This window comes from Mumia spirodelae (genome assembly GCF_050632745.1).
Classification (GTDB): Bacteria; Actinomycetota; Actinomycetes; order Propionibacteriales; family Nocardioidaceae; genus Mumia.
In genome coordinates this window covers 1007390-1030201 of record NZ_JBODSD010000002.1, presented here as the reverse complement: position 1 = coordinate 1030201, position 22812 = coordinate 1007390, and the positions used below count along the sequence as shown (strand labels likewise).

At 71.8% G+C, this 22812-nt stretch carries 21 protein-coding genes; 11 read left to right on the top strand and 10 right to left on the bottom strand.

The window, feature by feature from the left end; translation table 11 throughout:
- Nucleotides 1–54 precede the first annotated feature (54 nt).
- The gene (gene lpdA / locus ACQSSQ_RS14320; protein ID WP_431327751.1) at nucleotides 55–1467 is read right to left on the bottom strand and encodes a dihydrolipoyl dehydrogenase; all 1413 of its coding nucleotides are present in this window, start codon (nucleotides 1465–1467) and stop codon (nucleotides 55–57) included.
- 95 nt (nucleotides 1468–1562) lie between these two features.
- On the opposite strand from lpdA, the gene ACQSSQ_RS14315 reads away from it, so the two are divergent.
- The 3 genes from ACQSSQ_RS14315 to ACQSSQ_RS14305 are packed head-to-tail and all read left to right on the top strand — an operon-like array spanning nucleotide 1563 to nucleotide 4308.
- Nucleotides 1563–3050 carry an NAD(P)/FAD-dependent oxidoreductase gene (locus ACQSSQ_RS14315; protein WP_431327750.1) on the top strand — a complete coding sequence of 496 codons (1488 nt, stop codon included), beginning with the start codon at nucleotides 1563–1565 and terminating at the stop codon, nucleotides 3048–3050.
- Nucleotides 3047–3616 carry a GNAT family N-acetyltransferase gene (locus tag ACQSSQ_RS14310; RefSeq protein ID WP_431327749.1) on the top strand — a complete coding sequence of 190 codons (570 nt, stop codon included), beginning with the start codon at nucleotides 3047–3049 and terminating at the stop codon, nucleotides 3614–3616. The genes ACQSSQ_RS14315 and ACQSSQ_RS14310 overlap by 4 nt, the downstream gene beginning before the upstream one ends.
- Before the next feature lie 26 nt (nucleotides 3617–3642).
- Complete coding sequence (locus ACQSSQ_RS14305; RefSeq protein WP_431327748.1) at nucleotides 3643–4308, top strand: SIMPL domain-containing protein; 666 nt, start codon at nucleotides 3643–3645, stop codon at nucleotides 4306–4308.
- On the opposite strand, the gene ACQSSQ_RS14300 is transcribed toward ACQSSQ_RS14305, so the two are convergent.
- Nucleotides 4305–6239, bottom strand: coding sequence for an acyl-CoA dehydrogenase family protein (locus tag ACQSSQ_RS14300; protein ID WP_431327747.1), 1935 nt, complete (start codon nucleotides 6237–6239; stop codon nucleotides 4305–4307). The two genes, ACQSSQ_RS14305 and ACQSSQ_RS14300, sit on opposite strands and share 4 nt — an antisense overlap.
- Before the next feature lie 148 nt (nucleotides 6240–6387).
- Between ACQSSQ_RS14300 and ACQSSQ_RS14295 the strand changes: the two genes are divergently transcribed.
- Together ACQSSQ_RS14295 and ACQSSQ_RS14290 are read left to right on the top strand one after the other, a co-directional pair.
- Entirely contained in the window at nucleotides 6388–6960 is a 573-nt protein-coding gene (locus ACQSSQ_RS14295; RefSeq protein WP_431327746.1) for a TetR/AcrR family transcriptional regulator, read from the top strand.
- A 43-nt stretch (nucleotides 6961–7003) separates the two neighbouring features.
- Entirely contained in the window at nucleotides 7004–9217 is a 2214-nt protein-coding gene (locus ACQSSQ_RS14290) for an MMPL family transporter (RefSeq protein ID WP_431327745.1), read from the top strand.
- Between the two features lie 9 nt (nucleotides 9218–9226).
- Here ACQSSQ_RS14290 and ACQSSQ_RS14285 read toward each other — a convergent pair whose 3' ends face one another.
- Nucleotides 9227–9997, bottom strand: a complete 771-nt coding sequence (locus ACQSSQ_RS14285; protein WP_431327744.1) for a lytic murein transglycosylase — start codon at nucleotides 9995–9997, stop codon at nucleotides 9227–9229.
- 160 nt (nucleotides 9998–10157) lie between these two features.
- Between ACQSSQ_RS14285 and ACQSSQ_RS14280 the strand changes: the two genes are divergently transcribed.
- The gene (locus ACQSSQ_RS14280; protein WP_431327743.1) at nucleotides 10158–10985 is read left to right on the top strand and encodes an NAD-dependent protein deacetylase; all 828 of its coding nucleotides are present in this window, start codon (nucleotides 10158–10160) and stop codon (nucleotides 10983–10985) included.
- Between the two features lie 105 nt (nucleotides 10986–11090).
- Here ACQSSQ_RS14280 and ACQSSQ_RS14275 read toward each other — a convergent pair whose 3' ends face one another.
- The 4 genes from ACQSSQ_RS14275 to ACQSSQ_RS14260 are packed head-to-tail and all read right to left on the bottom strand — an operon-like array spanning nucleotide 11091 to nucleotide 15119.
- Nucleotides 11091–11894, bottom strand: a complete 804-nt coding sequence (locus ACQSSQ_RS14275) for an ABC transporter permease (RefSeq protein ID WP_431327742.1) — start codon at nucleotides 11892–11894, stop codon at nucleotides 11091–11093.
- A gap of 8 nt (nucleotides 11895–11902) precedes the next feature.
- A complete protein-coding gene (locus tag ACQSSQ_RS14270; protein WP_431327741.1) occupies nucleotides 11903–12805 on the bottom strand; it encodes an ABC transporter permease in 903 nt (300 codons plus the stop codon).
- A gap of 6 nt (nucleotides 12806–12811) precedes the next feature.
- The gene (locus tag ACQSSQ_RS14265) at nucleotides 12812–14005 is read right to left on the bottom strand and encodes an ABC transporter substrate-binding protein (RefSeq protein ID WP_431327740.1); all 1194 of its coding nucleotides are present in this window, start codon (nucleotides 14003–14005) and stop codon (nucleotides 12812–12814) included.
- Complete coding sequence (locus ACQSSQ_RS14260) at nucleotides 13989–15119, bottom strand: ABC transporter ATP-binding protein (protein ID WP_431327739.1); 1131 nt, start codon at nucleotides 15117–15119, stop codon at nucleotides 13989–13991. The genes ACQSSQ_RS14265 and ACQSSQ_RS14260 overlap by 17 nt, the downstream gene beginning before the upstream one ends.
- A 112-nt stretch (nucleotides 15120–15231) precedes the next feature.
- Between ACQSSQ_RS14260 and ACQSSQ_RS14255 the strand changes: the two genes are divergently transcribed.
- On the top strand, nucleotides 15232–16008 hold the full coding sequence (locus tag ACQSSQ_RS14255) for a FadR/GntR family transcriptional regulator (RefSeq protein ID WP_431327738.1): 777 nt from the start codon (nucleotides 15232–15234) through the stop codon (nucleotides 16006–16008).
- A 13-nt stretch (nucleotides 16009–16021) separates the two neighbouring features.
- Nucleotides 16022–16702: a PDC sensor domain-containing protein gene (locus ACQSSQ_RS14250; protein WP_431327737.1), complete on the top strand. Its 681-nt coding sequence runs from the start codon at nucleotides 16022–16024 to the stop codon at nucleotides 16700–16702.
- On the opposite strand, the gene ACQSSQ_RS14245 is transcribed toward ACQSSQ_RS14250, so the two are convergent.
- Nucleotides 16689–17942, bottom strand: a complete 1254-nt coding sequence (locus tag ACQSSQ_RS14245) for a hypothetical protein (protein ID WP_431327736.1) — start codon at nucleotides 17940–17942, stop codon at nucleotides 16689–16691. The genes ACQSSQ_RS14250 and ACQSSQ_RS14245 overlap by 14 nt on opposite strands.
- Before the next feature lie 134 nt (nucleotides 17943–18076).
- Between ACQSSQ_RS14245 and ACQSSQ_RS14240 the strand changes: the two genes are divergently transcribed.
- Entirely contained in the window at nucleotides 18077–18610 is a 534-nt protein-coding gene (locus tag ACQSSQ_RS14240; RefSeq protein WP_431327735.1) for a bifunctional adenosylcobinamide kinase/adenosylcobinamide-phosphate guanylyltransferase, read from the top strand.
- Nucleotides 18611–18623: 13 nt separating this feature from the next.
- On the opposite strand, the gene ACQSSQ_RS14235 is transcribed toward ACQSSQ_RS14240, so the two are convergent.
- A complete protein-coding gene (locus ACQSSQ_RS14235; RefSeq protein WP_431327734.1) occupies nucleotides 18624–19442 on the bottom strand; it encodes an adenosylcobinamide-GDP ribazoletransferase in 819 nt (272 codons plus the stop codon).
- Complete coding sequence (gene cobT, locus ACQSSQ_RS14230; RefSeq protein WP_431327733.1) at nucleotides 19426–20487, bottom strand: nicotinate-nucleotide--dimethylbenzimidazole phosphoribosyltransferase; 1062 nt, start codon at nucleotides 20485–20487, stop codon at nucleotides 19426–19428. Before cobT ends, ACQSSQ_RS14235 begins: the two co-directional genes overlap by 17 nt.
- 241 nt (nucleotides 20488–20728) lie before the next feature.
- Between cobT and ACQSSQ_RS14225 the strand changes: the two genes are divergently transcribed.
- Both ACQSSQ_RS14225 and mctP read left to right on the top strand, forming a co-directional pair.
- A complete protein-coding gene (locus ACQSSQ_RS14225; protein WP_431327732.1) occupies nucleotides 20729–21118 on the top strand; it encodes a DUF3311 domain-containing protein in 390 nt (129 codons plus the stop codon).
- On the top strand, nucleotides 21115–22773 hold the full coding sequence (mctP, locus tag ACQSSQ_RS14220; RefSeq protein ID WP_431327731.1) for a monocarboxylate uptake permease MctP: 1659 nt from the start codon (nucleotides 21115–21117) through the stop codon (nucleotides 22771–22773). Before ACQSSQ_RS14225 ends, mctP begins: the two co-directional genes overlap by 4 nt.
- The last annotated feature ends 39 nt before the right edge of the window (nucleotides 22774–22812 follow it).

Genomic DNA, 22812 nt, shown 5'->3' with positions numbered 1-22812 from the left:
ACGTCCCAGCCGGAATCCGGCGGGACGTCGGGTCCTTCGTCGTACGGCGGTCCGTCAGAGGTTGATCATGTGCCCCGCGGCGCCGTGGATGACCTCCTGCACGGCCTCCGACAGCGTCGGGTGCGCGTGGACGTTGCGGGCGACCTCGTCCGCCGTCAGGTCCCAGCGCTGCGCGAGCGTGAGCTCACCCAGCATCTCGGTGACCTCGGGCCCGACCAGGTGGGCACCGAGCAGCTCCTTGTAGGTCTTGTCCGTCACCAGCTTCACGAAGCCGGCCGTGTCGGCGAGACCGGGAGCCTTGCCGTTGGCGGTGAACGGGAACTTGTCGACCTTGACGTCGAAGCCCAGCTCCTTGGCCTGCGCCTCGGTGTAGCCGAACGACGCGATCTGCGGGTGGCAGAACGTCGCGCGCGGCATCATCGCGTAGTCGAGCGGGAACGTCTCGACGCCGCCGATCATCTCGGAGGCGATCACGCCCTGGGCCTCGGCGACGTGGGCGAGCATGAGCTTGGCGGTGACGTCGCCGATCGCGTAGATGCCGTCGACGTTGGTCCGCATGTAGTCGTCGATCTCGATCGCACCGCGCGGCGAGACGTTGACGCCGGCCTTCTCGAGGCCGATGCCCTCGCTGCGGGGCGCGAAGCCGATGGCCTGGAGGACCTTGTCGGCCTCGAGGACCTCCTCCTTGGCGTCGCCCTCGGGGTTGCGGGTGACGGTGACCTTGACCTTGTCGCCGGAGTCGTCGATCGCGTCGACCCGGGTCGAGGTGAGGATCTCGATGCCGAGCTTCTTGTACGCCCGGGTGAGCTCCTTGGAGACGTCGGCGTCCTCGTTGGGCACCGCGCGGTCGAGGAACTCGACGATGGTGACCTTCACGCCGTACGAGTTGAGGACGTAGGCGAACTCGACGCCGATGGCACCCGCGCCGGCGATGATGATCGACTCGGGCAGGTTGTCGGCGAGGATCTGCTCCTCGTAGGTCACGACCCGCTCGGACAGCTGCGTGCCGGGGAGCAGGCGCGTCGACGAGCCGGTGGCGATGATGCACGCGTCGAAGGTGACCTCCTGCGTGCCGCCGTCGTTGAGCGAGACCTCGATGGCCTTCGGGCCCGTGAAGGCGCCCGTGCCGTGGATCTCGGCGATCTTGTTCTTCTTCATGAGGAAGTGGACGCCCTTGACGCGGCCCTCGGCGACCTCGCGGCTGCGTGAGTAGGCCTTGCCGTAGTCGAGGGAGACCTCACCCACGCCGATGCCGAAGACCGACTCGGCCTCGTGCTGGATGATGTGGGCGAGCTCGGCGTTGCGGAGCAGCGACTTGCTCGGGATGCACCCGACGTTGAGGCAGACACCTCCCCAGTACTTGGGCTCGATGACAGCCACGGACTTGCCGAGCTGTGCGGCGCGGATCGCGGCGACGTAACCGCCCGGTCCGGCGCCGAGGACGACGACGTCGTAGTGATCGCTCATACCTCAATCGTAGGGAGGTGAGCGAGGTCACGTTCCGGCGGTGGCCGTTTCGACCAGATCCGCGGCGCTTCCGCGCCCGGCGTACGGTGGAAGTCATGGGAGAAACGCAGGTATTGCCGCGCACACGACCTCATGTCGTGGTCGTCGGCGGTGGGTTCGGCGGAGTGTCCGCGGTGCGGGCGCTCAAGCGGGCCGACGTCGACGTCACGCTGGTCGACCGGCACACCTACAACACGTTCCAGCCTCTGCTGTACCAGGTGGCGACCTCGACGCTGAACCCCGGCGACATCACCTGGTTCCTCCGGTCGATCCGCTCCAAGCAGGACAACGTGCGCTTCCTCAAGGGCACGGTCACGTCGATGGAGCACTCGACCCGCACCATCAGCCTGGACGGCGGGCTCACGCTCTCGTACGACTACCTGATCATCGCCTCCGGCGTGACCGCGAACTTCTTCGGCATCCCCGGTGCCGAGGAGTACTCGCTGCCGCTCTACCGCCGGTCGCAGGCCCTGGCCGTCCGTGACCGCCTCTTCGCGATCCTCGAGGACGCGGCCGTCAACGGTCAGGACCGAGAGATCCGCGCCGTCGTGGTCGGCGGCGGCCCGACCGGCGTCGAGACCGCGGGCGCGCTCGCGGAGATGCGCAACGTCGACATGCCGGTGACCTACCCCGAGATCGACAACGAGCGCGTCCACATCACGCTCGTCGAGATGGCCCCGCACGTCCTCGGCCCGTTCGCTCCCAAGCTGCGCAACTACACCAAGAAGTCGCTGGAGAAGCGCGGCGTCGACCTGCGGCTCGAGACCTCGGTCAAGGAGGTCAAGCCGAACGGCGTGGTCGTGAACGACGGCGAGTTCATCCCGGCGGACATGGTGATCTGGGGCTCCGGCATCACGACGCACCCGATCATCGCCAACTGGGGCGTCCCGCTCGGACGCGGCCGACGCATCATGGTCGATGACCACCTGCGGGTGCAGGGCCTGGAGAACGTGTACGCCGTCGGCGACATCGCCGTCGAGGACGGGGACCGTGCCCTCCCGCAGCTCGCCCAGCCGGCCCTGCAGGGCGGCAAGTACGTTGCGAAGGACATCAAGGCCCGCCTGAAGGGCAAGGACCACAAGCCCTTCAAGTACTTCGACAAGGGCACGATGGCGACCATCGGCCGCAGCTCCGCCGTGGCCGAGCTCCGGCCCCTGGGCAAGCTCACCGGGTTCGCCGCCTGGGTCACGTGGATCCTCATCCACCTGTACTTCCTGCTCGGCAACCGCAACCGCCTCGCGACGATGATCAACCTCGGGTCGCGCTACATCTTCTGGAAGGGCGGCCACAACGCCATCGTCGGCGAGACCCCGCCGGTCATCGCGCGGGTCGCCCCTCCGGGTGCGGTGCTGAGCCCGCCGTCGGAGGCGCTGGTCGAGTCGGCGTCCGACGGCGAGGTCGAGGACGAGCCGGCGGCCGAGCCGGAGCCCGCGGCCGAGGCGGAGCCCGCAGCCGAGGCGGTCCGCGAGGAGAGCGTCGAGGCCGACGCCGAGGCCGACGAGGCCGTGGAGCCGCAGCCCCAGTCGTCCGAATCCCGCGCGTGACCTCCGCGGCTCCCTCGGAGCTCCACGTCCCGCTCGGTGACCTGCTCCTGCGCAGGCCGCGGCTGGAGGACGCCGCGGAGCTCGCCGCCGCGTACGACCGCAACAGGGAGCACCTGGCGCCGTGGGAGCCGGTCCGCGACGAGCGGTTCTACGCCGTCGACGAGCAGGCCCGCCGCCTCGCGGGCCGCATCGCCTCCGACGCCGAGGGGCTGAGCATCACCGCCCTGGTCGTCGACGCGTCGGACCGGGTCGTCGCCTCGGTGAACGTCAACGACATCGTCCGCGGCGTCTTCGGCAACGGGCACCTCGGCTACTGGTCGGACGGTGAGCATGTCGGGCGCGGCCTCATGACGCGTGCGGTCGCCGCCGTGTGCGAGTACGCGCGGGCCGAGGGCCTGCACCGCATCCAGGCGGCCACGCTGCTGCACAACGCCGCGTCGCAGCGCGTGCTGCGCCGCAACGGCTTCGCCGCGATCGGGGTCGCCGCCGACTACCTCTTCATCGCCGGCGCCTGGCGCGACCACGTGCTCTTCCAGCGCATCCTCACCGACGCGGCGCCGCACTGACCGTCGCGCCCGACTAGGGTGCGAGCATGCCGAAGATCACCGTCGCGGGGCGTGCCACCCAGAACATCCCCGCTGAGCGCGGCACTGTCCGGGTGACGGTGGCGTTCCGCGGTCAGCGTCGCGAGGAGGTCCTCTCGCGCACCACCGAGGTCCACGCCTGGATCGTCGCGCAGGCCAAGGACCGCGTGACCCACCGCGCAGCGACCTGGTGGGGATCGGACCAGGTGAGCGCGGCGCCCTACGACGAGTGGATCAAGCCGAGCGCGCAGGAGGAGAAGGTCAAGGTGACCCGCTTCCGCGCCAGCGCCGTCGTGCAGGTGAAGTTCCGCGACTTCGGCGCGCTGTCGGCGTGGGTCTCCGAGATCACCGTGGCCGACGGCGTGACCGTCAACGGCGTCGACTGGGCGCTCACCGAGGTGCGCCGCGACGCCGCGGTCGCCGAGGTGCGCCGCGACGCGGCCCGGGACGCTGTCGACCGGGCGCAGGCGTACGCCGACGCGCTCGGGCTCGGCCCCGTCCGCCTCACCGCGATGTACGAGGAGGGCCTGCGGCCGCACGTGAGCCCGGGCGGCGGGTTCAGCGGTGTCGCGATGAGGGCCGCCGCGGCGCCGGGCTCCACCGGAGGGATCGAGCTCCGTCCCGACGACGTCGAGGTCACGGCCCTCGTGACGGCGGACTTCGAGACCTCCTAGGCCAGGACCTCCACCTCGAGCAGGTTCTCGGGGATCCCGAAGGCGTCGACGAGGTCGGCGGCGTACGGCCGCAGGCGCTCGCACAGCGCGTTGACGGAGGTCGTGACGTTCTTCGCCCGGCCGACCGACAGGCGCCGGTGCTCCAGGAACCACGCCTTGTCCTCCTCGACCACGCTCAGCGCGAAGAGGTCCACCACCGCGTCGAGCATCGTGCGGACCTCCTCGTCCTCGACCGCGCCGACCGCGGCGACGAACGACTCGAGGACCACCCGCTCGACGTGCGCGCGGCCGAGGTGGACGAGGTGGTCCTGCGCCCGGTTGAACGCGGCGAACGCCTCCGGCCCGGAGGCCTTGCGCGCCGCCTGCATCCGGCGGGCGAGCGTGTCGAGCAGGTGCTCCTCGCGGTCGGTGAGCAGCGCGAGCTGGGTCCCGCGGTCGAGCAGGTCGGGCTCGTCGCCCTCGCGTCGCGTCGCGTCGCGCAGGCGCGCGACCAGCGGCGCCACAGGCGTGCGCTCGAGGACCACTTCGGCCGCGTTCGAGACCGCGAACGTCGCCATCCCGACCGGGTCGAGGCCGCGGACCTCGTCGGCGTAGCCGGTGAGCAGCTCCTTGCCCACGAGCTGCATGAGCACGGTGTTGTCGCCCTCGAAGGTGGTGAACACGTCGGTGTCCGCCTTGAGCGTGGTGAGCCGGTTCGCGGCGAGGTAGCCGGCTCCGCCGCAGGCCTCCCGGCACTCCTGGATGGTCGCGCTGGCCTGCCACGACGCGTACGCCTTGATGCCGGCGGCGAGCGCCTCGAGGTCGCGCTGCTCCTTCGGGTCGGGCTCTGTGCCGCCGCCCTGGAGGCGGGCGAGCGTCGCCACGAGGTCGTTCTGGGCGGTCTGGAGGGCGTACGCGCGGGCGAGCGCGGGCAGCAGACGACGCTGGTGCGTGCGGTAGTCCAGGAGCAGGACCTCGGTCGGGTCGCCCTCGGCGGCGCCCGGGGCGCCGAACTGTCGCCGGCGCAGCGCGTACCGGACGGCGATCGCGAGCGCCTGCCGCGCCGCGGCACCGCTCGCGCCCGCGATGCTCACCCGGCCGCGGATCAGCGTGCCGAGCATCGTGAAGAAGCGCCGGTTCGGGTTCTCGATGGGGGAGGAGTACGAGCCGTCCTCGGCCACGCTCGCGTACCGGTCGAGCAGGTTCTCGCGGGGGACGCGCACCTGGTCGAAGACGATGCGGCCGTTGTCGACGCCGTTGAGCCCGCCCTTGACGCCGCAGTCGGAGGTGGTGACGCCCGGCAGGTCGCGACCGTCCTCGTCACGGATCGGCACCAGCACGCAGTGCACCCCCCGTGACTGAGGCTCCTCGCCGGGACCTGCCGTGACGAGCTGGGCGAACACCGCCGCGAGCGTCGCGTCGTGCGCGGCCCCGCCGATGTAGTCCTTGCGTGCGGTGGGGGTCGGCGAGTCGATGACGAGCTCGCCGGTCGCGGCGTCGTACGTCGCGGTCGTCTCGAGGCTCTGCACGTCGCTGCCGTGGCCGGTCTCGGTCATCGCGAAGCAGCCGAGGAGGTCGCCGGCGATGATGCGCGGGAGGTACGTGGCGTGGTGCCGCTCGGTGCCGAGGTTCTCGACGGCGCCGCCGAAGAGACCCCACTGGACGCCGGCCTTCACCATCAGGGAGACGTCGGCGTACACGAGCATCTCGAACCCGACGAGCGAGGCGCCGATGTCACCGGTGCCTCCGTGCGCCTCGGCGAACCCCGCCGCGGGCACACCCGTCTTCGCCAGGGCGAGGACGGCTTCGCGGGTCTGTCGACGCTGCTCCTCGAGGGTCAGCGTCGGATCGGTCAGGACGGCCGTGGCGGCGAGCTGCTCACGGGTCGCGTCGCGTGCCGAGGCGAACGGGCCGTCGAGGACGGTGCGGAGGGCGGAGCCGAGATCTGCCATGGGGTCGACGCTACCGGGGCACTCTCAGGGACTCTCGCCCGTTGTGAGGGACGACACTCCTCGCCGCCCTCCCGATCTCGACGATCGCGACCTAGCATCGATACGAAACGGTTTCGTTTCGATAGCCACCAGATGTCTGCGAGGTCCGATGAGTCGGCTGACTCCCGAACGCACCGACGAGCTGTACGCGGCGACGCTGCGACTGCTCGCCGACGTGGGCTACGACAAGCTCACGATGGACCGCGTCGCCGAGGAGACCCGGTCGAGCAAGGCGACGCTGTACCGGCAGTGGGGCAGCAAGGAGGCCCTCGTCGTGGCGGCGATCGACGCCGACGCGCCCTCCGTCCCGGAGTCCGTGGACACCGGCTCCCTGCGGGGCGACCTGGTCGCGCTGATCGAGGCGCTGCCGCGTGACGACGACCGCGACATCGCCCTCGCCGCCGCGATCATCCACGCCTGCAAGACCCACCCGTCCCTGGCGCAGTCGTTCCACGACCGGGTGGTCGGGACCCGCGTTCAGGTCGTCACCACCGTCGTCGAGCGCGCGATCGCGCGCGGCGAGGTGGCGCCTGACAACCCGGCCATCCCGATGGTCGTCCCGGTCCTCATCGGCCCGGCCATCCTCCGCGAGGCGCTCACCGGCGAGCCGTGCGGCCCCGACTACTTCGTCGACGTCCTCGACGCCGTCCTGCTGCCGGCCCTCGGCATCACCACCCCCTGATCCCTCCCACGCGCCTGCGGGCGCACGAACCACAGGAGACACCGTGTCCTGGTACCTCTACCGCCTCGGACGGTGGGCGTTCCGCCACCGCAAGAGCGTGCTCATCGCGTGGCTCGTCGCCCTGGTCCTCGCCGGGACCGGCGCTGCGACGCTCTCGGGCAAGACCTCCGACAACTTCTCGATGCCGGGCCTGGAGTCGGTCGAGGCGTTCGACCTGATGAAGGACCGCAACCCGCAGGCTGCCGCCGACGGCGCGACGGCGCGCATCGTCTTCGAGGCGCCCGAGGGCTCGAAGGTCACCGACCCCGAGTACCAGAGCGTCATCTCCGACACCGTGACCTCGATGGCGTCGGAGGAGGGTGTCCTCAACGCGGTCGACCCGTTCCAGGCGCAGCAGGTCTCCCGGGACCAGACCATCGCGTACACGACGATCACCTACGACACCCAGTCGATCGACCTGTCCGAGGCCCAGGTCTCGACGCTCGAGGAGGCCCCGGAGGCGGGCCGGGACGCCGGCATGACCGTCGAGGTCGGCGGTGACGCCCTGACGTCGATCCCGGAGACGGGGAGCTCGGAGATCATCGGCATCGTCGTCGCGCTCGTCGTCCTGATCATCACCTTCGGGTCGCTGATCGCCGCGGGCATGCCCCTGCTGACCGCCCTGATCGGCGTCGGCATCGGGGTCGCCGGGATCACCACCCTGACCGGCTTCATGTCGCTCGGCTCCACGACGCCGATCCTCGCGACGATGCTCGGCCTCGCTGTCGGCATCGACTACGCCCTGTTCATCGTGTCGCGCTACCGGCACGAGGTCATGATCGGCCGTGACCCGGAGGAGGCCGCCGGTCGTGCCGTCGGCACCGCCGGCAGCGCCGTGGTGTTCGCCGGGCTGACCGTCGTCATCGCCCTCGTCGGTCTGTCGGTCGTCAACATCTCGATCCTCACCGAGATGGGTCTCGCCGCGGCGGCGACCGTCGCGATCGCGGTGCTCATCGCGCTCACGCTGCTGCCCGCGCTGTTCGGCTTCGCCAAGCGCCGCATCGTCAAGGGCAAGATCCCGGGCCTGCGCCAGCACGACCCCGAGGCCGACGACCACTCCGGCAAGCCCGCCATGGGTCAGCGCTGGGCCGGCTTCGTCACCCGACGCAAGAGCATCGTCGCGGTGCTGGGCGTCGTGGTCGCGCTCGTCGCCTCGATCCCGGTCCTCTCGCTGCAGGAGTCCCTGCCCGACGACGGCACCGCGCCGACGACCTCGACGCAGCGCAAGGCGTACGACCTCATCGCCAAGGGCTTCGGCGCCGGTGCCAACGGCCCGCTGCTCGTGGTCGTGGACACGAAGAACGCCGACGACGCCGACGCCGCGGTGTCGGCCGCGACGGCGGCGATCGAGGACATCGACACCGACGTCGCCGCGGTCGTGCCCGGCCAGGCGATCCCGGGTGCGGACCTCGCCACCATCACCGTGATCCCGACGAGCGGTCCCGCGGACGAGGCCACCCAGGACCTCGTCGGCGAGATCCGCGAGGCGGTCCACGCCACCGAGGCCGACACCGGCGCCGACGTGCTGGTGAGCGGGCAGACGGCGGTCTCCGTCGACGTGTCGAAGAAGCTCGCCGACGCGCTGCCGGTCTACCTGGCGCTCGTGGTCGGGCTGGCGTTCGTGCTGCTGATCCTGGTGTTCCGCTCGATCCTGGTGCCGCTGTCGGCGGTGGTCGGCTTCCTGCTGACCATCGGGGTCGCGCTCGGTGCGACGGTCGCGGTCTTCCAGTGGGGCTGGCTCGCCGACCTGTTCGGCGTGGACACGCCGGGTCCGATCATCAGCATCCTGCCGCTGCTCATGGTGGGCATCCTGTTCGGCCTCGCGATGGACTACCAGGTGTTCCTGGTGTCGCGGATGCGGGAGGACTACGTCCACACCAAGGACGCGCAGCGCTCGGTCGTCACGGGCTTCAGCCACAGCGCCCGTGTGGTGACGGCGGCGGCGATCATCATGATCTCGGTCTTCGGCAGCTTCATCATCAGCGACGTCGCGATGATCAAGCCGATCGGCTTCGGGCTCGCCTTCGGCATCCTGGCCGACGCGTTCCTGGTCCGGATGACCCTGATCCCCGCCTTCATGGCGATCGCCGGCAAGTCCGCCTGGTGGCTGCCGAAGTGGCTCGACCGGCTCATCCCGAACCTCGACATCGAGGGCGACGCGCTGGCCAAGCGGCTGGGTGAGCGCTCCGAGCCCGAGGCGGTGCCGGCAGGCGCCTGACGCCGGGCATCAGCCCGCGCGGCCGCCGTACTCGTCCGCAGCGGCGAGCACGGCGGCCACGTAGGCGTCGGAGTGGTTGTACGACCTCACTGCGGCGGTCCACCCGGACCCCGTGGTGAGGTCGTCGCCGTTCGAGCAGAGGTAGCGCGCGGCGGCGTACGCGGCGTCGTCGATGTCGGTCCGGTCCGACGACCCGTCGCCGTCGCCGTCGGAGCCCCACCGCGCCCAGGTGCTGCCGATGAACTGCATCGGACCCACCGCGCGGTCCCACACGGCGTCCCCGTGCACGGCGGAGTCCTCGGGGGAGGACGGCAGCGCGGCGACGCCCTCGCTCCCGTCCAGCGCCGGCCCGAGGATGGGCTCGCGGCTCCGGCCGTCGGCGAGCAGCGCGTTGCCGTCGAGGGTGCCGTGCTGCGACTCGACCCACCCGATGCCGGCCAGCGTGGTCCACCCGAGGCGGCACGCCGGCGCCTCCTCGGCCATCCGCAGCTCCGCCTCCGCGTACGCCCTCAGCGCGACGGCGCCGATCCCGGTCCGGGTCGAGGTGTCCGCGACCCATCCGGCCGCCACGCGCGACGGCGGGCTCAGGGGGCCGGACGGCGGGGCGAAGGCCGGCGCGACGGTGGCCGTCTGCGGTGTCGGCACCGGCATCATGAGGACCGAGACGTCGCCCTGCGCGGGGCCGGACGGCGCAGCGGCGAGCGCCGCCAGCGCGGCGAACCCGGTCGCGGCGACGATCAGGCCGCCGATGGCGGCGGGACGGGTGAGCGAACGGATCACCCGAACCGGCTCCTCACGGGGATTAGGCCGCGCCGGCTCGAGGCCGGACCGGCCGGCTGCACGAGATGCGTGACGATGACGATGGGGACCTCCTCTGCCGGCTCAAGCATCGTCTCCTCGACCACGCGTGTCGATGGGGGGTACCTCGTACGCTGGAACGGTGGAGACCGTGACCGAGCAGCAGGATCTCGCCGACGTCCGCGCGTTGCTCGCTGGACGTCGCGTGGTCGCCCTGACCGGTGCGGGCATCTCCACCGACTCCGGCATCCCCGACTACCGCGGGCCCGACTCCGTGCCGCGCCAGCCCATGACGTACCAGGAGTTCGTCGCCACCCCGCAGGCCCAGCAGCGCTACTGGGCGCGGGCGCACGTCGGCTGGCGCCACATGACGGGAGCGGCGCCCAACGCGGCCCACCACGCGCTCGTCGCGCTCGAGCGGGCCGGCGTGGTCGACGCCGTGATCACCCAGAACGTCGACGGGCTGCACGAGGCCGCCGGCCAGCGCGAGCTCGTCGCCCTCCACGGCCGGATCGCCGACGTCGCGTGCCTCGGCTGCGGAGCCCGTACGCCGCGGGCCGCGCTGCACGACCGGCTGGACACGCTCAACCCGGGCTACGGCGCGGGCGCGTACGCGATCGCTCCCGACGGCGACGCGGTGCTCGAGGAGACCAGCGACTTCCGCGTCGCGCGGTGCGTGAGCTGCGGCGGGATCCTCAAGCCCGACGTCGTGTTCTTCGGCGAGAGCGTGCCCAAGCCTCGGGTAGCGCACTGCCGTGCCCTCGTCGACGGGGCCGAGGCGCTCCTGGTGGTCGGGTCGTCGCTGCAGGTGATGTCGGGGCTGCGGTTCGTCCGCCAGGCCGCGAAGGCCGGTACGCCGGTGGTGATCGTGAACCGGGGGAGGACCCGCGGCGACGACCTGGCGACGCTCAAGCTGGACGCCGGCTGCGCGGAGACGCTCGTGCCGCTCGCGGAGGACCTCGCGGCGTAGCGCTGAGGCGCTGTGCCGTCGATTCGTGCTCGTATCCGGCACCGATCTACGGCACTGAGTCGGCTGACGAGGCACGCGGTCTCGATCGGCGCTGCGGCTGGCGGCCTACGGGATCTCGGCCTCGGTGTCGCCGGACAGCCGCTGCGCCAGCCAGATCGGCACGATCGACACGATGATCATGACGACCGCGACGACGTTGACGACCGGCGCCTGGTTCGGCCGGAACATGTTGTTGAAGATCCAGATCGGCAGCGTCGTCACGCCCGCACCCGCGGTGAAGGTCGTCACGATGATCTCGTCGAAGCTCAGCGCGAACGCCAGCAGCCCGCCGGCCAGCAGGGCCGAGCGGAGCTGGGGGAAGGTGACGAGCCGGAAGGTGGTCCACACGCCCGCGCCGAGGTCCGCCGAGGCCTCCTCGAGGTTGCCGCCCATCCGCCTCAGCCGCGCCTGGACGTTGTTGAAGACCGTGACGATGCAGAACGTCGCGTGCGCCACGATCACCGTGAAGATCGACAGGCGCAGGTCGAGGATCCCGGTGAAGGCGTTGTTGAGCGCGATGCCGGTGATGATGCCCGGCAGCGCGATCGGAAGGATCACGAGCAGGTTGACGGTGCTGCGCCCGAAGAAGTCGTACCGCTGGAGCGCGAGCGACAGCAGCGTGCCGAGGGCGAGCGCGATCGTCGTCGCGACCAGCGCCACCTGGATGCTGGTGAGCACCGCGTCGCGTGCCCCCACGCTGTCGGCGGCGCGGCCCCACCACTCGAGCGTGAAGCCGCTCGGCGGCCACGTCATGGCCTGGTTGGCGTTGAACGAGTTCACGACGACCACGAGCAGCGGCAGGTAGAGGAAGGCGAGGACGAGCACGGTGAGCCCGGCGAGGACCCAGCGGACACGACGGCTGAGGATCATCGCGGCTCCTAGAGGTTCTCGAGCGCGCCGGTGCGGCGGACGGCGGCGAGGAAGATCATGATGATCGCGATCGGGATGAGCGCGATCGCGGCGGCGAGGGGGAGGTTGTTGGCGGCGCCCACGTTGGTGTAGACGAGGTTGCCGAGCAGCTGGTTGGTGCCGCCGACGATGTTCACCGCGATGTAGTCGCCGAGCGTCAGCGAGAAGCTGAAGATCGCGCCGGCGACGACGGCCGGGAAGATCATCGGCATCACGATCCACCGCAGCGTCTGGCCGCCCGAGCCGCCGAGGTCCCCCGACGCCTCCAGCAACGAGTCCGGGACCCGCGCGAAGCCGGCGAAGATCGGCAGGATCACGAACGGCAGCCACAGGTAAGCCTCGGTGATGATCAGCGCGGTCATGCCGTAGCCGGGCGTCTGGATCCCGAAGGGCTGGCCCAGCCACTCGAAGAGGCCGCCGCCCGAGAGGACCGAGCGCCAGGCGTACGCCTTCACGAGGTAGCTCGCCCACAGCGGCGTGAGGACCGCGATCACCAGCAGCCGACGGGCGCGCGGCGAGGCGACCTTGGCCATGAAGAACGCGATCGGCAGCGCGATCGTCACGTCGATCACGGTGACGAGGATCGCGAGCCCGAGCGTCCGCAGGGTCACGGTGCGGTAGAGCGAGGTCGTCAGCACCGTCTCGATGTTGTCCAGAGACCACGTCTTCTGGATCTCGCCGGTGAACGCGTCGGTGGTCCAGAGCGCGGTGACGAGCAGCGCCGCGAGCGCGACGACGTACACGAGCACCAGCCAGAGCAGCGGCGCCGACAGGAGGAACGAGAGCCGCAGGCGCGGGTGGCGGCTCAGGAACGCGGAGATGGCCGCCCCCGTCTCACGAGAGGCGGCCACCTCCTGGCGTCGGACCGTCATCCGGTGCTAGCCCTTGATCTCGGTCCAGGCGGCGGTCCACTGCGAGTAGTCGGTGCACTCCACGTCCGTGCGGCCGTCGAGGCACGCAGCGATCGGCGTGCGCCAGTACCAGAGCTGGTCGGAGAACTCCTCGTCACCGGCGTGGTAGATCGTGCAGTGGTTCGGGTCGGTCGTCTCCTCGCACGCGGCCTCGCTGTTCGGCGCCTCGCCGAAGTACTCGGTCGCGGTCGCGTTGGCCTTCGGGCTCGCGATGTAGTTCATCCATGCGTAGGCGCAGTTGACGTTCTCGGCCTGCGACGACAGCATCCACGTGTCGTTCCAGGCGGTCGAGCCCTCCTCGGGGAGGATCGCCTTGATGTTGGGCTTGTCGAGCGAGTTCACGATGACCTGCCACGAGGTGCCGACCACCGAGTCGCCCGTCTCGAAGGCGGAGATCTGCTTGAGGTAGTCCGACCAGTACTCGCCGATGCTCTGCCGCTGCTCCTTGAGCAGGTCGACGGCCGCGGCGAGCTGGTCCTCGTCGAGCGCGTACGGGTTGGTGATCTCCAGGTCCGGCTGGTGCTTCATCAGGTAGAGCGCCGCGTCGGCGATGTAGATCGGGGAGTCGTACGCGGTGACCTTGCCCTTGTACTCCGAGGCGTCGTCGAAGACCGCCGACCACGAGGTGGGCTCGGGCTTCACGACGTCGGTGTTGTACATCAGCAGGTTCGCGCCGTAGCCGTGCGGGATCCCGTAGTTGACCCCGTCGACGGTGTTCCACTCGGTGTCCTTGAGGAAGTCGAAGATCCCCTCGTAGTTGGGCACCAGGTCGGTGTTGACCGGGGCCGCCTCGTCGGCGGCGACGAGGCGGAGCGACAGGTCGCCCGACGCGGCGATCACGTCGTACTCGCCGGTCTTGGCGAGGTTGAACGCCTCGTCGGAGGTCCCGTAGACCTTGGAGGTGACCTGGCAGCCGGTCTCCTCCTCGAACGGCGTCACCCAGTCGACGTTCGGGTCGTTGCTGCCGTCCTCGACGTAGCCGGGCCAGGTCAGGATCGAGACCTGCCCCTCGTTCTCGCCGAGCTTCTCGACGGCCTGCGGGGCGTCGTCCGAGCCGCTGTCGTCGTCGCCCCCGCAGGCGCCGAGCAGGCTCAGGGAGAGGACGACCGCGAGGACGCCGAGGGTGCGCCTCCCGGTCCGTCGGCTAGTGCTGGTGCTCACGATCGTCTCCTCTGGTCGTGGGATCGGTGCGGTGGTCGAGCGCGACGACGTCGTCGAGGGACCAGCGGGTCCAGACGGTGTCGCCGCGGTGCTCGCGCTCGGCGAGCGCGCCGGTGGTCTGCTCGAGGACCACCAGGCGGGGGCCCGCGTCGAGGTCGACGATGACCCGGTTCGCCGAGCCGAGGTAGATGGTCTCCGCGACGACGCCGCGGGCCTCCACGACGTCGCCGGAGATCCGGACCGGCTCGGAGCTGGTGACGCCGCCGGCGTCGGCGAGGCTGATCTTCTCCGGCCGCAGGGCGTGGGCGCCGTTGCGGCCGAGGATCAGGTGGGAGGTGGCGGCGTCGAAGAGGTTGGAGGTGCCGACGAACGAGGCGACGTAGGGGTCGCGCGGCTCCTCGTACACCTCGCGCGGGGTGCCGAGCTGGACGATGCGCCCGTCGCGGAAGACGGCGATGCGGTCGGACAGCGTCAGCGCCTCCTCCTGGTCGTGCGTGACGAAGACGAAGGTGATGCCGAGGTCGCGCTGCAGCTCCTTGAGCTCGACCTGCATCTGCTCGCGGAGCTTGAGGTCGAGCGCGCCGAGCGGCTCGTCGAGCAGCAGCACCGAGGGCTCGACGACGATGGAGCGGGCGAGGGCGACGCGTTGCCGCTGGCCCCCCGAGAGCTGGGTCGGGCGGCGGTCGGCGAGGTGCGCGAGCTGGACGGTGCCGAGCGCCTCGAGGGCCCGGGCCCGCCGCTGCGCCTTGCGGACGCCTCGCACCCGCAGGCCGTACGCGACGTTGTCGAGGACGTTCATGTGCGGGAAGAGGGCGTAGTCCTGGAACACCGTGTTGACGTCGCGCTCGAACGGAGCCCGCGCGGTCACGTCGGTCCCGTCGAGGGTGACGGTGCCGGCGTCGGCCTGCTCGAAGCCCGCGATCAGCCGCAGGACGGTCGTCTTGCCCGACCCGGACGGCCCGAGCATCGAGAAGAACTCGCCGTGGTCGATGTCGAGGTCGACGCCGTCGACCGCGACGACGCTCCCGAACTCCTTGCGCAGGCCGCGCAGGCTGATCGCGGCCTGCGCCGGACCTCGGCGGGCAGCTCCGTCGGCGACGTCCGTCACGGTCATTCAGCCTCCTGAGGAGTCGGTGCACAACGACATAAAGATATGGAACCAGATGTTAGATAATCAATGCTGCTCCGTTAGGGTTTTGTGACGATCTCGGGCGAGGAGGACACGCGTGGCACGGACCCGCAGACCTGCTGCCCATCCCCGGTCCGCGATCTTCGCCCCGCTCGGGGACGAGGGGCGTGCCACCCGCGTCGAGAAGCGGATCGCGGAGGCCATCTACTCCGGAGTCCTCGCCGACGGTGAGCGCCTGCCGAGCGAGCCCGAGCTCGCCGCGATGCTCGGCGTCGCCACCGTGACGGCTCGCGAGGCGCTCGTCGCCCTGCGTGCCCAGGGCCTCGTGACGACCACGCGGGGTCGCGGTGGAGGCAGCTTCGTCAACCGCCCGCGTCACCCGGACGAGGCGGTGCTCAACGGCCGTCTCGCCTCGACCTCCAACGTGGAGCTCCGCGACCGCGCCACCCTCTACACGGTCGTGGTCGCGGGGTGCGCCGAGGTCGCCGCCGCGTACGCCGGTGCGGACGACGTCGCGCAGCTGCGAGAGCTCGTGCCGGACGAGGACGTGGCGGACCCCGCCCGCTGGCGTCACGCGGACGCCGAGCTGACGCTCTCGATCGCCGCGCTCACGCAGTCGGCCCGCCTGACCCGGGAGCTCGTCCGCCTCGAGGCGGCGTTCGGCTCGCTGGTCAGGCTGCCGTTCATGGACCCCGCGTTCCGCTCCGCGGCGCGCGGGCGTCAGGTCGCCCTGCTGGCCGCGCTGGAGGGTGGTGACGGGGACGCGGCCCGGGCGCAGGCCCGCGAGCATGTCGCGCAATCCCTTGCGTGGTTGCTCGAGCAGAAGGCAGCATTGCCTGGTTCGGGCACCACCAGCGACTCTGGCGGACTCTGACGCAGGAGGGCGCATGGCGGTCCACGCTCCCCACGACCTCGAGGCGCCGGCCTCGGTCGTCTCGGCGTACTTCTCCGACGTCTTCCTCCACCTCGACGAGATGCGCGTCCGCATGGAGGCGCTGTTCGCCGCCGGTCCGGTGAGCGCCGGCGAGGTCTCGGCCGCGATCGCCCCGCTGGTCGGGCGCACCCTGGCCGACCAGCGGCTGATGGGATCGGGGTTCGTCGCCGCGCGCCACGTGCTCTCCGACAAGGCGCTCTACCTCGCCTGGTGGCAGGGCGAGAACCGCCAGCTCCTCGCCGAGGCGGAGGCGCCCGACAGCGGCGACCCGCTCGACTACACGCGGCACGAGTGGTTCCGGGTGCCGGCGCGCACCGGCCTGCCGCACGTCGCGGGGCCGTACGTCGACTACGTCTGCACCGACGAGTACGTCCTCACCGCGACCGCGCCGGTCGTGGTCGACGGGGTCATGGTGGGCGTCGTCGGGGCGGACACCCTCGTGGAGACGCTCGAGCTCATGCTCCTGCCGTCGCTGCGTGAGGCCGGCGACGGGGCGACGGTCGTCAACGGCGCGGGCCGTGCCGTGGTCTCGCAGTCGCCACGGATCGCCACGGGGTCGCTGGTCGACGTGCAGGGCTCGCGCGAGGTGCTGCCGTGCGGCGACCTTGAGCTCGCCGTCGTCATCCCCGACTGAGCTCGCACGCCTCCTCGTGCGAGACCAGTGCGGTCGCCTCGTCCGGAGTGAGCACGAACAGCCGCCGGTCGGCCATCGCCAGGTGCGTGACGTGGGGCTGCGGGAGCTGGGTCGCGGACCAGCGCGTCAGGTCGGCCGACACCAGCGCCGTACGGGATCCGGCGCCGACGGCGATCGCGGCGCACGCCCCGTCGTACGCGGCCCGCGCCTTGGCGACGTACGGCTCGACCGCGACCGCGGGCAGCGGAATCCGACGGACGTCCCGCGCCGTCGGGTCGCCGGGGGCGCGGCCGCGCTCGGCCTGCGTGTCGACGTTCCAGCCGGCGAGCCGGCCGCCCACCCAACCGGCCACGACGCACGTGTCGGCGGAGCAGGCGACGTCGGTCGCACCGCTGGAGGAGCCCGTGCGCGGCCCGAGGGCGAGCCGCCGCCACCGGCCCAGGTCGGACGTGGTCCACGCGACCGCGGCCTGATGGGTCCCCGCGCCGTCGGTCACGGTCTCCGTGCCGACCACGACCACCGCGGTCGCGGTCGCCGCCACCGCCGTCGGCAGCGCCTGGACGTCGTCGTGGCTGGCGAAGGAACCGACGTCGGTACGGCGGACCCAGCGCGCCGCATCCTCGTGCCACACCGCGGGGGACAGGCGTGACGGCGAGGTCGCCCAGCTCCCGACCACCGAGGGGACCGGGGACGCGGTGACGCCGGTCAGCCCGCCCGCGGACGGCCCTCCGAACGTCTCGAACACCTGCGGCGCCTCGGCCACCTCGTCGACCGTGCCGGCCCAGGCGGTCCAGCGCGGCATGAGGTGCGCGCCGCCGATGGCGTTGCCGAGGGCGACGACCTCGCCCGTCGGCGCCAGCGCGAGCTGGACGAGCGACGCCACCTCGCCGTACCCGGTGGCGGGCTCGAGCGGTACGTCCTCCCAGGACGCGCCGTCGTGCAGGAGCAGGCGCGGACGAGTCTCGTCGGCGCTGCCGGTCGAGCCGCCGACCAGTACACGACCGCCGCTCGCGACGAGCGACGCCGGGAGCGTGCGACCGGGGAGCGGCTCGGCGAGCCAGCCGCCGGGCAGCGTCGCGGGGGAGGCGGTGGTGGACCCCGAGGTCGCCGGCGGCGCAGGGGTCCTGGTGTCCTCGGAGGCTGCGTCGCCGGCGCGGTCGGCCGCGGACGAGCACCCCGCGAGCACCGTCGCGAGCGCCGCCGCCAGCACCACGGCCGGGGCCGGCCCCATCCCGGTCATGGTGACGACCGTACGACCTCGGGCCGTCCCGTGTCTGCGACGTGAGACCCGGGGGTGCGTCCGAGGAGCCTCCGTGCGACGCTGCCCGAAGCGGACGAAGCAGGACGACCTTCGCGGGGCCGAGAGGGGCGGACATGAGTCGTAGGGTGCTGGTGACCGGAGGTGTGCGCTCCGGCAAGTCGACGTACGCGGAGTCGCTGCTCGCGCACGAGCCGCACGTCACCTACATCGCGCCGGGTCCGATCCCGGACGACAGCGACCCGGAGTGGCGGGCGCGGGTGCTCGAGCACCAGAAGCGCCGCCCCGCCGGGTGGACGACGGTCGAGACCGCCGAGGTCGCGAGCGCCCTGCGGGGGACCGAGACACCGGTCGTGGTCGACTGCATCGGGACCTGGGTGACGGCGGTGCTCGACGAGCTCGCCGCCTGGGACGCCCCCGACGCGCAGTGGCGCCCGGAGGTCGGCAAGCGCATCGACAGCCTCGCCGAGGCGTGGGCCGCGCGCGACCGGCTGAGCGTGGCGGTGACCAACGAGGTCGGGTTCGGCGTCGTGCCGGGGCACCGGTCAGGACGCATCTTCCGTGACGTCCTCGGGATCACGAACCAGCGGCTCGCCGAGGCCTCCGAGGAGGTCGCGCTCGTGGTCGCGGGTCGCGTCCTGCACCTCTGACCGGGTCGCGACGTCAGGCGCTCGCCGACGCGACCACGCAGAGCGCGACCAGGGCCACCTCGATCGAGGCGCCGATGACGTCGCCGGTGATCCCGCCGAGCTGCGTGACGGCACGGCGGACGAGGAGCAGGACGGCGAGCGTGGCGACGGCGGTGGCCACGACCCCGTACCACCACGCAGCTCCCGTCGCCGCGACCGCCGTCGCGATCACGGCAGCGCAGGCGATCCCGACCGCGAGGCCGGCCGGCACCGGGACGGACCCCGCGACCGCCGCGCCGAGTCCTCCGGGTGTCGCCGCAGGCACCGGCGCCGCGCACGCGACCAGCACGGCGGCCCGGGCGACGCAGACCAGCACGCCGACGAGGAGCCACCCGTAGGGACGCGTCGCGACCGCGCCCAGCGCCGCCGCCTGGACGAGCAGGGCGAGCGCGAGCGCGACCGCACCGGCCGGCCCCACGTCGCCGGACTTCATGATCGCGAGGCGCCGCTCGCGCTCGTACGGCGCGCTCAGCCCGTCGACGGTGTCCGCAAGCCCGTCGAGGTGCAGCGCACGGGTGCCGAGCGCGACCACCGCCACCGCGAGGGCGCCCGTCACGAGTGCCGGGAGCGACGTCGCGTCACCGGCGGCGGCCACCGCCGCGGCGGCCACGCCCAACGGCAGCGCAGCAAGGGGCGCGACCAGCATCGCCACCCGGGCGCGGGCGCGGTCGACCGACGACGGCGCCGGGAAGCGCACGGTGCTGAACGTCCCCGCCGCGAGCAGCACGCCGTCGGCGACGACGCCGCGGGTGGGCCGCTCGGTCACCACGGTCCGGTCAGGCGTCCTGCGCACCGAGCACGTCGGCGAGCAGCGAGACCTCGGCCAGCAGGGCGGCGGCGGAGCGCAGCACCGGGATCGCGGCGACGGCCCCGCTGCCTTCCCCGAGCCGCATGCCGAGGTCGAGCAGCGGCTCGAGACCGAGCTTCGACAGCGCGAGCGCCTGGGCGGGCTCCGGCGAGCGGTGCCCCGCGGCGAACCAGGCCGAGCACCCCGGCGCGTAGTCCTCCGCGACCAGCGCGCACGCCACCGAGATCACCCCGTCGAGGAGCACCGGCACGCCACGCTGGGCTGCCTCGACGAGGAATCCGACCTGTGCGGCCAGGTCGGCCGATCCCAGCGCGGTCAGTCGGTCGAACGGGTCGGCCACGCGGTCCCCGGCCCGCTCCAGCGCCTGGGCGACGACTATCTCCTTGTGCGCGAGGGCCTGGCCGTCCACGCCGGAGCCGCGGCCCGTGACGTCCGCGGCCGACAGTCCGAGGGACGCCGCGACGAGTGCCGCCGACGGCGTCGTGTTGCCGATCCCCATGTCGCCGGCGACGAGCAGGTCGGCGCCGGCCGCGATCTCCTCCGCCGCGACCGCGGCACCGGCGGCCAGGGCCGTCGCGGTCTCCGACGCGGTCAGCGCGTCCTCGAGGTGGATCGCCCCTGATGAGCGGCGCACCTTGTGCGCGGTGACCTCCGGCGGGAAGGCGTCCGGCTCGACGTCCACGCCGAGGTCGAGCACGCGCAGCGTCGCGCCGTGCTCGCGGGCGAGCACGGCGACGCCGGCTCCCCCGGAGAGGAACTGGTGGACCATGAGCGCGGTGATCTCCGCGGGGTACGCCGAGACGCCGTGACGCGTGACGCCGTGGTCGCCGGCGAACACCACCACCCGGACGTCACGCGGACGGCGCGGCGGGCACTGCCCCTGCACCGCGGCGAGCCAGACGGCGGCCTCGCCGAGCCGTCCGAGCGCTCCGGCAGGGGTCGCGAGACCGGCCAGACGGTCCGCGGCCTGGCGTCGTACCGGCTCCGAGGGGGCGGCGACGCGGTCTCGGCCGAGTGGGGCGTGGGTCATCGGAAGCCTTCCGCGAGGTCTGTACGAGGCCTCCTCACCCTAAGCCTCCCGCCGTCGGGCGACCCACGCCGACCGTCCGGCGCCGCATCGCGACCGTTCGGCGACGCGGTGGCCCGCCGCCGTGGACCCGTGTCGGTCGCGCTGGCAAGGTGTGTGACCGCTGTCACAGGGGTACTGCTCAGTCGCCCCTCTGTGCGGCCCGCTCCGGGCCCTGACCGGGCCCCGACACGAAAGGTTGTCGATGACCTCTGGACCACCTCCCACGGCCGAGGACCCGACCGTGCACGAGACAACGCCGCCGGCGAACAAGGCGCTCCTGACGCTTGCCGCCGTGCTGCTCGCCATCCCCGTGATCGCCCTGCTCTGGGTCGACTCCTACGCCCGTGAGGACCCGAAGCTGGGTCCGTGGCCGTTCTTCTTCTGGTACCAGTTCCTGTGGGTGTTCCTCACCGCCGGACTGACCTACACCTCCTACCGGATCGTGCTGGTCGCGCGACCGCACCGGCCGATGACGACACCGGGCGCGCACATCGGCGACCGGACCGACGCGGACCTGTTCGACGGCGACCCCTGGGACGCCGACGAGCCTCGTGACACCGATCCGCGGCGCGACGGGGAGGAGGGCCGATGAGCGACGTCAACGGGGTCGCCCTGACGGTCCTGATCCTCCTGTTCGCCCTCGTCACGGTGATGGGCTTCTACGCGTCGCGCTGGCGCCGCCCGGCCTCGATGGAGTCGCTGGACGAGTGGGGCCTGGGCGGACGCAAGTTCGGCACCTGGGTCACCTGGTTCCTGCTCGGCGGCGACCTCTACACGGCGTACACGTTCGTGGCCGTGCCCGCGGCGATGTTCGCCACCGGCGCCGTGGCCGGCTTCTTCGCCGTGCCCTACACGATCATCCTGTACCCGATCATCTTCGTCTTCATGGCGCGGCTCTGGTCGGTCAGCCACCGCCACGGCTACGTGACCCCGGCCGACTTCGTGCGCGGCCGCTACAGCAGCCGCGGCCTGTCGCTGGCTATCGCGATCACCGGCTTCCTGGCGACCATGCCGTACATCGCGCTCCAGCTGGTCGGCATCCAGGCGGTGCTCGAGGTCGCCGGTCTCGGCGGCGGCTCGAACTGGGTCGCGAAGGACGCGCCGCTGTTCATCGCGTTCGCGCTGCTGGCGGCGTACACGTACTCGTCGGGCCTGCGGGCGCCGGCGGTGATCGCGTTCGTGAAGGACACGCTGATCTACCTCGTGATCATCGTCGCGATCGTCTACCTCCCCGGCAAGGTCGGCGGCTGGGACGCCGTCTTCGGGTCGGCCGCGGACAAGATGGCGTCGGAGAACCCGGCGACCGGGGCCCCGACCGGCGTCTTCATCCCGACCGGGATGGACAACCACTGGGCGTACGCGACGCTCGCGCTCGGGTCGGCGCTGGCGCTGTTCATGTACCCGCACTCGATCACGGCGACGTTGTCGAGCCAGAGCCGCAACACCATCCGGCGCAACGCGTCGATCCTGCCGGCGTACTCGTTCATCCTGGGCCTGCTCGCGCTGCTCGGGTGGGTGGCGATCGCGGCCGGGACGCAGCCGGTCGGCCTTGACGGCGAGCCGAACGCGCAGCTGGTGATCCCGCAGCTGTTCGAGGACATGTTCCCCTCGTGGTTCGCGGGCGTCGCGTGGGCGGCGATCGCGATCGGAGCGCTGGTGCCCGCGGCGATCATGTCGATCGCGGCGGCGAACACGTTCACGCGCAACATCTACAAGGAGTTCATCAAGCCCCACGCGACGGCGAAGCAGGAGGCGCAGGTCTCCAAGCTGGCGTCGCTGGTGGTGAAGATCTTCGCGCTGGTGTTCGTGCTGTCGCTGGACAAGCAGAACGCGATCAACTTCCAGCTCCTGGGCGGCATCTGGATCTTGCAGACGCTCCCGGCGATCGTGTTCAGCCTCTACACGAAGTGGTTCCACCGCTGGGGCCTGCTCGTCGGCTGGGCCGTCGGCATGGTCTACGGCACGATGAGTGCGTACGACGTGATCAACCCGATCACCGGCAAGCACTTCGGAGGCTCGCTCGCCGAGATCCCGGTGATCGGGACGCTGGGCTACATCGCCCTGACCGCGTTCGTGATCAACGTCGTCGTCGCCGCCGTGATCACGCTGGCCCTGCGCGCCGGCAAGGTCGACAACGGCGTCGACGAGACCATCGCGGGCGACTACTTCGCCGACGCCGGGGATCCGCGCGTCATGAAGCGGCTGCCGGAGGTCGGGGAGCCCGCAGGAGGATCGCCGACGACCTGACCCGAGCCGCTCAGGTCCGTTGGGAGACCGCGCCCCCGT

Bases quoted from the DNA above. Each gene is read 5' to 3' on its own strand.
- ACQSSQ_RS14225 (WP_431327732.1), top strand. From the start codon at position 20,729: ATGACCTCTGGACCACCTCCCACGGCCGAGGACCCGACCGTGCACGAG.
- ACQSSQ_RS14315 (WP_431327750.1), top strand. From the start codon at position 1,563: ATGGGAGAAACGCAGGTATTGCCGCGCACACGACCTCATGTCGTGGTC.
- ACQSSQ_RS14295 (WP_431327746.1), top strand. From the start codon at position 6,388: ATGAGTCGGCTGACTCCCGAACGCACCGACGAGCTGTACGCGGCGACG.
- ACQSSQ_RS14305 (WP_431327748.1), top strand. From the start codon at position 3,643: ATGCCGAAGATCACCGTCGCGGGGCGTGCCACCCAGAACATCCCCGCT.
- ACQSSQ_RS14300 (WP_431327747.1), bottom strand. From the start codon at position 6,239: ATGGCAGATCTCGGCTCCGCCCTCCGCACCGTCCTCGACGGCCCGTTC.
- ACQSSQ_RS14250 (WP_431327737.1), top strand. From the start codon at position 16,022: ATGGCGGTCCACGCTCCCCACGACCTCGAGGCGCCGGCCTCGGTCGTC.
- cobT (WP_431327733.1), bottom strand. From the start codon at position 20,487: ATGACCCACGCCCCACTCGGCCGAGACCGCGTCGCCGCCCCCTCGGAG.
- ACQSSQ_RS14240 (WP_431327735.1), top strand. From the start codon at position 18,077: ATGAGTCGTAGGGTGCTGGTGACCGGAGGTGTGCGCTCCGGCAAGTCG.
- ACQSSQ_RS14245 (WP_431327736.1), bottom strand. From the start codon at position 17,942: ATGACCGGGATGGGGCCGGCCCCGGCCGTGGTGCTGGCGGCGGCGCTC.
- ACQSSQ_RS14275 (WP_431327742.1), bottom strand. From the start codon at position 11,894: ATGATCCTCAGCCGTCGTGTCCGCTGGGTCCTCGCCGGGCTCACCGTG.
- lpdA (WP_431327751.1), bottom strand. From the start codon at position 1,467: ATGAGCGATCACTACGACGTCGTCGTCCTCGGCGCCGGACCGGGCGGT.
- mctP (WP_431327731.1), top strand. From the start codon at position 21,115: ATGAGCGACGTCAACGGGGTCGCCCTGACGGTCCTGATCCTCCTGTTC.
- ACQSSQ_RS14270 (WP_431327741.1), bottom strand. From the start codon at position 12,805: ATGACGGTCCGACGCCAGGAGGTGGCCGCCTCTCGTGAGACGGGGGCG.
- ACQSSQ_RS14260 (WP_431327739.1), bottom strand. From the start codon at position 15,119: ATGACCGTGACGGACGTCGCCGACGGAGCTGCCCGCCGAGGTCCGGCG.